We start from the raw sequence: 13,261 nt of genomic DNA on the forward strand, positions 1-13,261 counted from the left end.
TGTGAGCACCACGAGTCCAAACCCTTCCATAACGCAGAAGCTGGGCGCAGTTTTGTTCGCCGACGTCGTCGGGTATTCTCGTCTGATGAGCGAGAATGAGTTGGATACATACAACGCTTTGAAATCGTTAATTTATCAACTCGAAGAAACCTGCGCGCGCTTTCAGGGCAGGGTGGTCGAGGTGCGCGGTGACGGTATTCTGGCCCTGTTCGAAACGGCCACCAGCGCGGTGGAATTCGGTGTCGAACTGCACCGCATCGCCAGTCAGCACAATCAGGATCGCGCCGAAAATCAACGAATCAATTTTCGGGCCGGTGTTCATCTCGGCGAAATCCTAATCGACGATCGCGGCATACATGGCGACAACGTAAATATAGCAGCGCGACTTCAGGAAATTGCAGAACCCGAAAGGGTTTACGTCAGCTCCGCCGTTTATGATCAGGTGTGCAATCGGCTGCGCTACGGGTATGAGTTTCTTGGGCCCAAGCACCTGAAGAATATCCTTTCGCCTATCTCGACCTATTGTGTTCGCAGCGAGGTTGCGGGCGCCACCATGGCTGGAACGATGCGGCCTGACATGCCTGGTAACCTTCTGGAGCGCCCCGATACGCCCTCGGTGGCCATTCTGCCATTTAGTAGCCAAGGTGGGGATGAATCCGACAGTTGGATTGCCGAAGGGCTGACCGACGACATCATCATGAATCTGTCCAAGTTCCGCAATTTGTTCGTGATCGCGCGGAACTCGTCCTTTTTCTTTAAGACCCAGGGCATGCCCCCTAAAGAGGCTGCGCAAAAACTGAACGTCCGATATATCGCGCGAGGCAGTGTGCGCCGTTCGGCCAGCCGTATTCGGATCACGGCGGAACTGATCGATGCCACAACCGAGCGCACCATTTGGGGCGAGCGATTTGATCGCAAGATCGACGATATCTTCGACATTCTGGACGAGGTCACCGAATGCATCGTGGCGGCAACCGCAGTGATGATCGAGTCACATGAGAAGCAACGGATGGTCCAGTCGATTCCGTCCGACCTTGAGGCCTATGGCGCTGTGCTGCAAGGCCAGCATCACATCTTTAAATACACCAGAAATGACAACCGGAAGGCGCAAAACTTCTATCAGAACGCACTTGAAAGAGATGGGCGCTATGCGCGTGCCGCCGCCGCCCTATCACGAACAATGAATATCGACTGGCGTTATTCCTGGTCCGAGGATCCATCAAGTGCCCTGGATCAGGCACTGACCTTCGCGCAACGCGCCATCGAACTGGACCCGACTGATGCGCGCGGATTTGGTGAGTTGGGATATGTGCACTTGTACCGCAAAGAACATGACGCCGCGCTGCAGTCTTACAAACGGGCTTTGGCGTTGAACCCTAATGATGCAGACATGCATTCAGACTTTGCCGACGCGCTGGCGCATTACGGTGACAATGAAACGGCAATCACCCATCTCCAACAGGCAATGCGCCTGAACCCATATTTCCCGGACCAATATCTGTGGCATCTGGGGGGCGCGTATTACAACCTACGCCGGTATGACGATGTCATCGAAGTCGTCAACAAGATGAACAACCCAACCGAGGGTCAACGGATGCTGGCCGCAAGCTATGCCCAGCTTGGCCAAATCGATTTGGCCCGCCAGATCGCGGACAAACATCGTGTGGCGCACCCAAACTTTTCATTGGCACGTTGGGAAACTGTTCAACCGGACAAGCTGGAAGAAGACACCCAGCATTTTGTTGAAGGTCTGAAAAAAGCCGGGTTCTGATCGGCAGAAAAAGGGCGCGTTCATTGCGCGCCCTTGTTTGCTGGATAGAGGTTCGGACTCAATCGCCACCGCGGGCTTTTGCGCCGCTGACTTTTGCTCCGCTAACCTTGGCGCCGCTGACTTTGGCACCCGAGACTTTCGCCCCGCTTACCTTGGCGCCTGAAACTTTCGCGCCACTGATCGCCGGGCTGTCAAAGCCGAAATAGATATCCAACAGTACCTGTTCGAACTGACCCGTCATCACATCCATTCGGATGGTGAAATCGGCCTTGTCATAGTTCCAGACCTTTACGCCGTTCGAAACCTGATAATCTGCTGCGGCGACACCGCTTAACGATGGGTCCAAGGGCGCACGAGCATCAGCGCCGCTGCTGCCGCTTTCAGCCGCCGCATCATCGCCCTCACCATGCACCAGAAAAATCGTCGGTTCAGGTAGCTCATAATACGTACCTTCATAAGCAAAGCCGTAAATACGTGCCAAACGGGCATCGCCGCCAAACTGGTCACCGATGAAGTTGTTAACGCCCTGCCCACGCTGGCGTTTTTCTTTGAACAGCTGTTCGGGCGCCTCTTTCTTTTGGACCCAAAATGTGCGTTTGAACTCCTTGCCGCGCTTTACAAAAACACTGGCATCTAGTTCGACTGTCTTTCTGTCCTCTAGATTGAACGTGTCATCCGCTTGTTTTACGGCCTTATAAATTCCAGAGACATTGTTTTCAGTGTCACCCTTTTGGATCAGAATCCGGTCACCGTCACGCAGCTTGACCCCATCAACTCGGGTAATGCCTGTCGGCAGACTGTCAGTTGCACCAATCTCGTCTGCCAGTCGTACTTTAACTTGCTTGATTTCAAGGTCTCTGACCTCGCGGCCGAATAACAACACTTCTGAAAAACTGAGCAAGGATTCTGACATCTCATATTCTCCCAACTATGGGATCGATGGAGTCAGAGCCCTCATCTCCCCCCTTAAAAGAACTCGAACAAATAATTCGAGCAAATACGTTCCAAAAATCATCCCAAGATTGCATGCCATAAAACATTGTAAAAATAAAGGATTTTAGGCATTAATCCGGCACCTGCGTGCGAACTGAGTGTGAATGACTGTCTTCATCGGGGTCTGGCACACGTGGGCCGGCCGTTGTCAGTCCGATGTCACGCATGCGGAAATTACCCTCGATGATACGACGGAATGCGCCGCCCGTGATCTCTTGGTCGACGGTCAGCAGAGCTTTCTCAACCCCGAAATAGCTCAGCATATCTGCGTCCAGCCTTTCCCATGCGTCGGCCAAGTAGGTGCCCAGATAGTCGCGCGCCTCAAGCAAAGCAATGCGGAATCCCTCGGGGTTCTGGGTGTATCGCTTGTCAAAAATGCCCTGCATTACCTGGCTGTACTCGGGTGTGCCTTCCAATTGATCGGACAGTTCCTCTTCTTCGGGGGTGATCAAGCCGTGCAGCAGCAATCGCTCGTGATAGATATCGACGAAAACGTCAAACATTGCCCCGGTCAGAGGTTCGGAAAGGGCGTGTTCGCTGGACCAACCAGCGGCGAATTCCGACAATGACCGATCATTTGCAGCAATTCGGATCTGCGCGTTTTCCGACAGTTCCGCAAAACGGCTGAGGCGGTTGAAAGTATAGAGATTGCCCCGCGTATTTTCGAGCAGATCGTCTACCACCGAACCGAAATGTAGTGACGCCAGCAAGGCCACCAGATCGGCGGCGGATTCATGAAACCCGTAATACTCGCCCGAAGAATCCCCATCAGATGGCATCCCGATCACGCTATAGATGATAGCGTGCCCGATCTCATGCGCGACCACATCGAAGTTCAGACTGTAGGGACGGTATTCATCCCCGTGCTCATGCGTGCCGCCGGTTTCCAGAAACCCCCAGCCGATATGCGCGTTGTCGAGGCTCGGAAGCAGCGACAATTCCAATCGATCAAAATCCCGAGCGAAGTGCCACGGGATCGGACGGTCGAAATACCCTTGCCAGACATCCATGGTGAAATGGGCCGAACCGTACAGGTGCGCGGCTTCGAAAGCCGGATCCGATGGGTCAATATGGATGAAATTGCCGAGCTCATCCGGCATGGCGGGGGGATGAATATACCCATCCCAGGGCGGCAGATACATGCCCGGCCCATTCGGCCCCGGCACGATCGCGCCATAGGGGGTGGTTTTCCCCACTGGGTTCACCGTGTACATGCGCGGCCCTGACGGTCCGGGACCAATACTGCCCTGAGGAGCGGATATCTCGATCAATTCCAGCGGGGCGTCTGGTTCCAGAAAGGGCGACTGCGGATACAGCAAAAATCGGGTGCCGGGTTCTTCGTCTTCGGTCTGTTCGGGGTAGTTCACAAAACGTCCTCCCGTGTCGTGCCCGGTCAATTCCGGCGGCCTGCTATTCGGCGGCTCCGGCGTCGGCACTTTTTTGGCAATACAAAAACTCGGCTTCTATCAGATCATAAAACGCATCGCGCCCGGTCAGACCAAGCGCCATTGCGTAAGAGTCAAGATCATCAGGCACCTCTTGGTCAAGGCGAGATTCAAAATACCACATCAGTACACGTAGACGATTCACCCCGGATGAGCCTTCCGGGATGGCCTGCTTTGCCTTGCTGACGGCCCGATCCCGGAACTCGGTATATTGGTCGGTTCGGCGTAGTTCTGACACCAATTGTGCATCTAGCTTACCAGTACGCGACACTATGGCAGCGTCAATCCGTACCGCGTCGGCCAACATTGCTTCATAACTTTCCGGATCCAAGCCATTCGCCTCGATCCACTCCATCAGGTCCGCCCGCCGTGAAAGGCCCGCTGCCGCCCTGTGATTGTCCATCTGCCGTATCAGATCAGCGCGCGCGGGAGTGTGATGCTGTCTGGTAGCATCCTCGCGCGACAACAGAGCCAGTGCGGCGCGATCTTTCAATTGCGCGTACAGGGCAGGGGTCAGTCGCAACTCGTCGACAACCGCTCGGTCGGCAGTTGGGCCCTCAGCATCCACGCGCGCGCGCAATGATTTCCACATCAAGGTGGGTTCGGTGCGCGTCGCCTCGGGCACGGGATGAGGCGCCTCGGCCAGATGCTCTGACATGCGGATCAACATGGCAAGGGCATCATCTGCCTTGGCGTCGATACGACCCGTTAGCAGCCAACTAGAGAATTCAGAGATTCCGGGCATTTCCCGTGCTGCAGAGACGATATCTGACCAGATACGCTTGCTATAATGCATGGTTTTAGAACTGCGCAGCATCTCGGTAGCTGTGTCTGGTGGCAAGACACCTTCGGCCTGCGCTTGTTTCACGGTTGCGCGGATCGAAACCATCGGTTCGCTGAGTGGTTTGAACCCCAGTTCAGCGGGGCTGTGCAACACAGCGACCTCATCGTCATCCTGCAAGACATCGTTGTAATAGTCCTCGAAGATTTGCCCGACACCGATCATTCCGAAGTCAGCCAGTTCAGCCGCCCGCAAAGCCCCCATACTTGCACTGCCAAAGACCGGAATGCCCTGTTCCATCGCCCAGAGGATTTCCTTGTGCCAGACCGAAGGAACCCCTTCGAAAAACCCGTCAATAATCCCGATTGCGGTCGGTTTTTCGCGCGCAACACGATAGACATCACCTTGTCGGACGGGTGGCAAGATGGTCGCGTCCAGACGTTCGGTCACCGCCTTTGGCGTCAGAGTTGGGCCCACAAAAACAACTGCTGTCATGCCAACCCTTCCACTACGCGCTGTGCCCGTGGACCGGGAATATAATCCGGTTCGTCATGTGGCGCTTCCAGCCCGGGGATCACGGCGCGGATCACGGCGATATCAATTTCAGGACGCGACAGATCGAGTGTTACCACCTGACGGATGTCCACGGCTGCAAGTCGCTGCAGCAGCAGTTCCAAATCTTCTTCGAAGGAGCCGGTGACATGAGACGGACAATCGCCAAAGCTTTGAGCCGCGGCTGCACTGTCAATCAGATCACGCACATAGCTGCACCGATCTGTTTTGGCCTGATCGGTGAACTCCTCGGGGTCCAGGTCATCCCGCGCACCCGAGATATAGGTCAGCCGTGTTTGTGCCGCCTCGGTCAGGGCTCGCAGTAGGGCGATCGCCCGGTCCGGATGGCAGCCATCCCCGATGCCAATATGGCCGGGTTGCCCACCGTCTTCGCAAATCACACAACGGAAACTGGCAATACCGATATCCGACGTTGTGTTCCACAACCCGATCTCTAACCCGGCCGCGGTAATCATCCCGATGGCTTGTCGGCAGCGTGGATCCTCAACACTATCCGGATCAAGGCGGGGCGCTCCTGCGCGGTGGTGCCACAGCGTCGTGGCATCCCTTTCGATCAACTCGCAGATGGCGTGACAGCTGGCCTCAATCACGTTGTTGCCCGACGCCAACCCGTTGGTGGTGCGCGGAAAGGCAGCGTGACCACCGACTGGCGCACTTGTATAGTCAGTATCGACCATTTCAAGCGGGACCCAACATGCCTGACCGACAGCCAGATCATGTCCCTGCACCCACAGAATATTAGCATGCGGATCAAACCGCCCACCGGTCACACACGGCAAGCCCGCTACGTCGACCACCGCCGTTTCATTGGCAAGTTCGGCATACCTGGCCAAACGCTGTGGCAGTTGAACCCGTTCAGCATGCCACGATTCAATTGCCTCCATCACGCCCGAGGCCTCGGCCGCTCGCAGTGACAGCCCTTTGCCCAGAGACACCGCAACTGATCGGGAATTGGGTCGGGCGACCATCACTGTGGGCAAACCGATCCGGTCTAAACCCGTCAGGTTTGCAATCCGGGTGATGCCCATGTCTTTCAGAAATGGCTTAACAATTTGCAAGGTCTGCTCAGGGTCGCGCAGCCGATGCGTATCCAGCACATATTGCTTCTGCGATCCATCTGGCATGTTACGGGCCTTGCTGAAAAATTTGACCGCAACGTAAAAATAACTTCGCCGGGTCAGTCTGTTACGACGCAGGATGATGGATCGAACCCTATCGGTCAACCGCTGTGGTGCTCAGACCTAAAGAGGATCCGTCGCGGCCCGGGGTTTTAATTTAACATAACAATCCTTATCGTCTTTATGGTTTGATGAAGAACTGGTTTAAATCCAATGTCCTAAATTTATCCAAAATGTTAGTTGCTGAATTGAGCAATCGAAACGCCCAAGGATTGATAAAAAACTCTGAAACAAATGAAATTCTGAGCTTGTTTTAAGTGCGAACCTCAAGCTAAACCTGCAGCACGCAGGGGAGTCCCACCAAGGGGACTGAGAGGCTGACGGGGCAATGCCCGGCGATGCGACCCTTTGAACCTGACCCAGTTGATACTGGCGTAGGAAGCTAGGGCGCGCAGGCCAAGGAACCGGTGGGCGCACTCCGAACAGAGGGCTTTCCGCCTTCTCGTTTCCCCAAGCCAAAACTCATCTGGTGTCTTTTTGAGTTGAACTGCTTGAGGAGCACCAACATGAATATCCCCAATCCCAAGATCACCACGGGTGAACTGCCCGCTTCGCGCAAAATTTATGTGGATGGTACTTTGCACCCGGACGTGCGCGTGCCGATGCGTGAAATATCGGTCCATCCCACTGCCGGGGAACCGCCCCTGCCCGTCTATGACAGCTCGGGGCCATATACTGACCCGCAGGTGATGACGGACATTCGGCAGGGTCTGGCACCTCTGCGCCGCAAGTGGATCGAAGCACGGGCAGATGTCGAAGAATATGATGGTCGTCAGATCAAACCTGAGGACAACGGCTTTGTTGAAGGCGACCGATTGACGCCCGAGTTTCCGGTACGTCCTCGTCCTTTGCGTGCAAAGGATGGCAAAGCCGTAACGCAACTGGCTTATGCCCGCGCTGGTATCGTCACTCCGGAAATGGAGTTCATTTCCATTCGCGAAAACCAGCTGCGCGAAGCCGTCACCGAACAACGCGAGGGCAATGATTGGGGTGCAAGCATTCCCGATTATGTGACTCCGGAATTCGTGCGTGATGAGGTCGCCGCCGGGCGCGCCATTATCCCCGCCAATATTAACCACCCAGAAAGTGAGCCGATGATCATCGGGCGCAATTTCCTGGTCAAGATCAATGCCAATATGGGCACGTCGGCCGTGACCTCTTCGATGGAAGAGGAAGTGGACAAGATGGTCTGGTCGATCCGTTGGGGCGCGGACACTGTGATGGATCTGTCGACGGGACGTAATATTCACAACACTCGCGAATGGATCATCCGCAACAGCCCGGTTCCCATCGGTACAGTGCCTCTGTATCAAGCCTTGGAAAAGGTAAACGGTATTGCCGAGGACCTGACTTGGGAGGTGTTCCGTGACACCCTGATCGAACAGGCCGAACAGGGCGTGGACTATTTCACCATCCACGCGGGCGTGCGCCTGCATATGGTGCCGATGACGGTGAAACGGGTCACCGGGATCGTTTCGCGCGGCGGGTCGATCATGGCAAAGTGGTGCCTGCATCACCACAAGGAAAGCTTCCTGTATGAGCATTTCGACGAGATTTGCGACATCTGCCGGGCCTATGACGTGTCGTTCAGCTTGGGTGACGGGCTGCGCCCCGGCTCGATCGCCGACGCAAATGACGAAGCTCAATTCGCCGAGTTGGAGACGCTGGGTGAGCTGACCAAAATCGCGTGGGCCAAGGATTGTCAGGTGATGATCGAAGGCCCGGGCCATGTGGCCATGCACAAGATCAAGGAAAACATGGACAAGCAATTGGAGTGCTGCCACGAAGCGCCGTTTTATACGCTTGGCCCCCTAACCACCGATATCGCGCCGGGATACGACCACATCACCAGTGGTATCGGTGCGGCGATGATCGGCTGGTTTGGCTGTGCGATGCTGTGCTACGTCACACCCAAAGAGCATCTGGGGCTGCCGGACCGGGATGATGTGAAAACCGGGGTTATCACCTATAAGATTGCCGCTCATGCCGCCGATCTGGCCAAGGGTTTGCCGGGCGCGCAACGCCGCGATGATGCGTTGTCCCGTGCCCGGTTTGAATTCCGCTGGGAAGATCAGTTCAACCTTTCCCTAGACCCTGAAACGGCGCGTGAATTCCACGATCAAACCTTGCCTAAGCAGGCACATAAGGTGGCGCATTTCTGTTCGATGTGCGGGCCGAAATTCTGCTCGATGCGGATTAGCCATGACATTCGAACTGAAGCGCAAAAAGAAGGCATGGAAGCGATGGCCGCCAAGTTCCGCGAAGGCGGCGACCTTTATATGCCCGTAGAAGACTGAACTCGCTGCGGAGCCGATCCTTTCGGCTCCGCGCTTTCACGCATTTCTAAAAGTCTGCACCCAACGGGTTCGACTGTAACTTGCCCAAGTGTCAGGGTAATAGATCTGATACTTTACTGAATCCGGCCAGATCGAAGCCAAAGGAGATCGGCTCTCCGATCCTGTTTGTGGCGTCGATTTGCAACTGTTTGCCCGCCCGCATCGCCGACATCCATTCCGGCGAAACCGGTGAACGGGCAAAACAACCTTGTGCCTCGCATGTCAGAAACTCCAAACGGGCGACCTCGGCATCATCGACCTTTGCAACCAGACTCTCCGAAAACAGCAAACCGAAGGGCAAGGTCAGCACGGTTTCGATTTCGTCCTTACCTGCGGGCTTGATAAATGCGATGGATGTAAGCCGCTGATTACTTTCGGTTAACACGATGCTTTGGGTCATCTCGCAAATCAACTCGGACCCGTTGATCAGGTTGTTGCAATTGACTGACCAAGGCGGCGCCTCGCCTTCCTGCGCGGCAATAGGGAGTGCCAAGCCCAATGTGACCCCCAAGGCGCAAATCCACGTTTTCATTCTGCTGTCCCTCATCGATTAGAATTGTATTCCAAGGCCAAGACCAACCTGCAGGGCCCTGGTCGAGTCTCCGAACATATGATCGAGGCTCAGGTTTATAAAGCTGCTATCATCCAGCGCGAACAGCCCCAAGCGGGCCGAGACCACTCCATGAGCGTCGCCGATAAAGCTGGTGTTGGAAAACCCACCGTCGGCCGAGCTGGCACCGTTGAATCCGGCGGTCACCGATACGGTATCATCCGATGACAAAATAGCACCGGCCCGCAGGCTCGCACGAAGTTTCTGCGAGGCACTCAGGATTTGCTCCGTTCCGATCTCCAACGATGGCGTAAACGAATAGATCATCTCGCTATCGTCCTGCAGAACAACCCCCGCAAGGGTCGCATCACCATTGCTTTCAGTCGCCAGTCGCGTGGCATCAACGGCAACCTCGGGACGCAGGTACGCACTGCCACCTGCGAACCGGTGATCATAGGCGAAGCTGAACCGTAAGTTTTGATGGTTCATCTTATGCTTGATCTCGCTGACACCAACAGTGCTTACGACTTGGCCGTTGGGCAGCACGCCACTGATCCCACCAGCGCTGAGCGTGTCATACTCTGACCATCCGGCGGAAAGCTGGGCTGCGAACTCCCAAGCACCGGTATATTTTGTCAACGATGCACCCAGATTGAACCGGTCACCGGTCGCATTGTAATTCGATCCGTTCCGCAGGCTCATTTCGTCATAACCCAAAGCAAATCCGGCGAACAGCTCATCCCCAACCGGCAGACGGACACCCGTCGAGAAGTTGGTGTTGTTGATGTCCAATTCTTCGTAAATGCCGGTCTGATCCCGGTCGTAGAAGGACCGGCCGCCAGAGAACCAGACACAATTGCGCGGGTCATCCCCGAACTGATAGTCGGTAAACCGTTCGCAATTGTGCAGCGTGTCCGCGAATACCCGGGTGCCGTAAAGGGCATCCACCGCGTCCGCAGCATAGTCCGCCGTCGAGAGGCTCTCGATTGCAGCAATGACATCTGCCTCTGACTGCATATTGCCGATCAAGGCGAACAACTGGCCCTGTTCAGCCGATCCCTGCCCGTTCAGCACCTGATTTATATAATCACCAATGGCGGCTTGGTTGGCGTTCATGCCTTGGGTCGAGTAATCCGGCGTGATCACCAGATCAATCGAACTACCGTCAGAGGTGGAACCATTCAGGCCGATGGAATAATCCAGCACCACAGTGTCCTCGATCATTGTGCCCGCATCTGCTGCGTTTCCATCAGGATTGATGATGACAAGGGGCAAGGCCCGTTCCAGCGTATTAAGCTGTGGAACCAGTGTGCCGCCCATGGTGGCGTCTCCGGTAACATTGACCAGATCGCTGCTACCGCCTGATGCACCAGAGGTCAGGAAATACACGTCAAAGGTTGATGTCGCAGTAGCACCAAAGGCCAGGCTTCCGGTAACGCCCAGGGTCTGGCTAACATTTCCGCTAAAGGTAAAGTCACTCGCCTGAACTGTTGCGCTCAAATCCCCATCCAGACCCAGGTTTGACCCCAAGACGAAATCACCGTTCACTTGCATAAATCCGCCGGAACCCAGATTGACCGTATCCAGCGCATAGAAGGCCGCGCCATCTTCAACGGTAAATCCATTGGTACCTGTGCCAAGATCCATGTTGCCAAGCGCCGCACCCGACAGTGAGATCTGGTCGTTGCCGTCACTGCCATTTACCAACTGATCGTTTCCGGCAATCAGCAGAGTGTCTTCTGACAGGGTTAGCATATTGTCGGTGCCGCCCTTCACAACAATTGATGCGACCTCATCCGTCTCACCTGAGCCGCCCATGACAACACCATTAAACCCAAGCGTGATCGCGTCCGCGCCGTCTCGCCCTTCTGATTGGGCAAAAACACCTATGCCACCTTCGCCGACCGACAGGATATTGCCGTCCAGTGCCATGTCGATGGCACCGCCGGACCCCGCACCACCCGCAGCCCCGCGGAAGACCGAATCTACTATGCCACCGCCGCCGCCCAGCGACTGCGCCACAACACCGATCGCGTTTTCACCTGTCGTGACGATATTGCCTGACTGCGAAAACCCGATGTTACCGCCGTCACCGCCATTAGCAGCAGACAGATTTACTGTGATCCGGCTGGCCTCCATATCAGTTGAAACAAGGCCACCGCCGCCGCCGATGCTCTGGATGACGAAACCATGCGATCCGGTCCCACTGGTGCTCATGTCTCCAACATTCGCGAAGTTAACGTTGCCACCGTCGCCGGTTGAATCGTCCTGCGCACCCAGCATCACATCTGCACGCCCAAGACCCGAGATGACAACTTCGCCACCACCCGCGCCGATGCTTTGAACACTTTGGCCATAGGATCGGTCGCCGCTAGTGAAAACGTTACCGTCCAACGACAGGTCGATATCGCCGCCGTCGTTGTTAAAGCTGGGATCGGAGCCCAGGATTACCGAAGCAGCCTTTTCGATGCCGGCAACACCGTCGCTGTTGCTGTTCAGCACAAGCTTGCCGCCACCGCCGCCGATGGACTGTGCCGCACCGGCTGACGAAAACGCCCCATCGGTGCCAACATCTCCGGCCCGGTTGCCATCCACATCGCCACCACTGGCGTCGTCCGTGTTAATCGCTCCCAGCCGCGCGGTGATGTCGATACCGTCGCCATCCTGAACGTCCACCGTGGTTGCAGAAGTTCCGCCGCCGCCACCGACACTCTGCAATAACAGGCCAGTCGACCGGTCGCTTGTTGTGGCGATGTTACCGTTATGAGCCTGGGTGATCTGGTTTCCAACCATGCCCGACACGTCATCGCCACCAAGGGAGATATCGCTGCTAACGACCGAGCCGGTCGCGCCAGCGGTTGTCGTAGTGAAATCGACCGATGTATCAACGTTGCCGCCGCCGCCATTTACCGACTGAACAAATACGGCTTCGCTGTTCGTACCATTGACCAGAATGTCTCCGGTCGAATTGACGGTTACGGTGCCCACCGAACCGGTGGATCCTTCACGGGCCCCCAGCGCCTGCGAAATCGTGTAGTCTAGCACCGAGACCAGCGGGGATGATACTGAATAGCCGGCGTTGCCGCCGCCGCCGCCAACAGATTGGGCGTAGATACCAAACCCATTGTCAGCGTTCACAATGATGGTGCCGGTGTGGTTGACCGTAACGTTTCCGCCATCCGAACCCGATCCGCCCGACCCGCCAATGGCGATCTTTGAATAGGACTTGCCGGTCATGGTGTTCTTAAGGTCATTCACATCCATGGCAACAGCCAATCCACCGTTGCCGCCGCCACCGCCGACAGATTGCGCGTAGATGCCATAGGCGCCCGTGCCATCAACCTGAATATCACCGCTGTTGGTGACGACCACGTTGCCGGCGACATTGCCGCTGCCACCTGAACCACCAATGTTCAGCTGCGCAGTCGGAGAACTGCTGTCGCCAGTCTTGAGGCGCACCGTCCCCGTGATCGAGCTGCCGCCATTGCCGCCACCACCACCGATGGACTGCGCAAAGATACCATGCGCACCCGCCCCGGTGGTAACGATTGTACCGGCATTGGTGACCGAGACGTTGCCGCCCGTGCCCCCTGTGCCACCCGCGCCACCAAGACCGAATTGCAAGGCCCGCCGC

General features: G+C 56.0%; 8 protein-coding genes and 1 riboswitch. Of the genes, 2 read left to right on the top strand and 6 right to left on the bottom strand.

The genetic code is table 11. The features are described from left to right. Nucleotide 1 precedes the first annotated feature (1 nt). Nucleotides 2-1,771, top strand: coding sequence for an adenylate/guanylate cyclase domain-containing protein (locus tag ACR0DT_RS19255; protein WP_480712309.1), 1,770 nt, complete (start codon nucleotides 2-4; stop codon nucleotides 1,769-1,771). Between the two features lie 58 nt (nucleotides 1,772-1,829). On the opposite strand, the gene ACR0DT_RS19260 is transcribed toward ACR0DT_RS19255, so the two are convergent. The 4 genes from ACR0DT_RS19260 to ACR0DT_RS19275 all read right to left on the bottom strand — a co-directional run bounded on the left by ACR0DT_RS19260 (nucleotide 1,830) and on the right by ACR0DT_RS19275 (nucleotide 6,687). Further along, nucleotides 1,830-2,684: a hypothetical protein gene (locus ACR0DT_RS19260; RefSeq protein WP_480712310.1), complete on the bottom strand. Its 855-nt coding sequence runs from the start codon at nucleotides 2,682-2,684 to the stop codon at nucleotides 1,830-1,832. Between the two features lie 151 nt (nucleotides 2,685-2,835). After that, the gene (locus ACR0DT_RS19265; RefSeq protein WP_480712311.1) at nucleotides 2,836-4,131 is read right to left on the bottom strand and encodes a gluzincin family metallopeptidase; all 1,296 of its coding nucleotides are present in this window, start codon (nucleotides 4,129-4,131) and stop codon (nucleotides 2,836-2,838) included. 43 nt (nucleotides 4,132-4,174) lie between these two features. After that, on the bottom strand, nucleotides 4,175-5,485 hold the full coding sequence (locus tag ACR0DT_RS19270; RefSeq protein WP_480712312.1) for a TfuA-like protein: 1,311 nt from the start codon (nucleotides 5,483-5,485) through the stop codon (nucleotides 4,175-4,177). Then, the gene (locus ACR0DT_RS19275; protein ID WP_480712313.1) at nucleotides 5,482-6,687 is read right to left on the bottom strand and encodes a YcaO-like family protein; all 1,206 of its coding nucleotides are present in this window, start codon (nucleotides 6,685-6,687) and stop codon (nucleotides 5,482-5,484) included. The genes ACR0DT_RS19270 and ACR0DT_RS19275 overlap by 4 nt, the downstream gene beginning before the upstream one ends. A 332-nt stretch (nucleotides 6,688-7,019) precedes the next feature. Next, nucleotides 7,020-7,139, top strand: a riboswitch (TPP riboswitch). A 108-nt stretch (nucleotides 7,140-7,247) separates the two neighbouring features. On the opposite strand from ACR0DT_RS19275, the gene thiC reads away from it, so the two are divergent. Then, nucleotides 7,248-9,038 carry a phosphomethylpyrimidine synthase ThiC gene (gene thiC / locus ACR0DT_RS19280; RefSeq protein WP_480712314.1) on the top strand — a complete coding sequence of 597 codons (1,791 nt, stop codon included), beginning with the start codon at nucleotides 7,248-7,250 and terminating at the stop codon, nucleotides 9,036-9,038. Nucleotides 9,039-9,129: 91 nt separating this feature from the next. Here the strand turns inward: thiC and ACR0DT_RS19285 are convergent, their stop codons facing one another. Next, on the bottom strand, nucleotides 9,130-9,609 hold the full coding sequence (locus tag ACR0DT_RS19285) for an invasion associated locus B family protein (RefSeq protein ID WP_480712315.1): 480 nt from the start codon (nucleotides 9,607-9,609) through the stop codon (nucleotides 9,130-9,132). Between the two features lie 18 nt (nucleotides 9,610-9,627). Continuing rightward, nucleotides 9,628-13,251: a hypothetical protein gene (locus ACR0DT_RS19290; protein ID WP_480712316.1), complete on the bottom strand. Its 3,624-nt coding sequence runs from the start codon at nucleotides 13,249-13,251 to the stop codon at nucleotides 9,628-9,630. Between the last annotated feature and the right edge of the window lie 10 nt (nucleotides 13,252-13,261).

This window comes from Ruegeria sp. BI11, assembly GCF_056538005.1.

Coding starts and splice junctions, on each gene's coding strand:
- ACR0DT_RS19270 (WP_480712312.1), bottom strand. CDS start 5,485: ATGACAGCAGTTGTTTTTGTGGGCCCAACTCTGACGCCAAAGGCGGTG.
- ACR0DT_RS19285 (WP_480712315.1), bottom strand. CDS start 9,609: ATGAAAACGTGGATTTGCGCCTTGGGGGTCACATTGGGCTTGGCACTC.
- ACR0DT_RS19260 (WP_480712310.1), bottom strand. CDS start 2,684: ATGTCAGAATCCTTGCTCAGTTTTTCAGAAGTGTTGTTATTCGGCCGC.
- thiC (WP_480712314.1), top strand. CDS start 7,248: ATGAATATCCCCAATCCCAAGATCACCACGGGTGAACTGCCCGCTTCG.
- ACR0DT_RS19275 (WP_480712313.1), bottom strand. CDS start 6,687: ATGCCAGATGGATCGCAGAAGCAATATGTGCTGGATACGCATCGGCTG.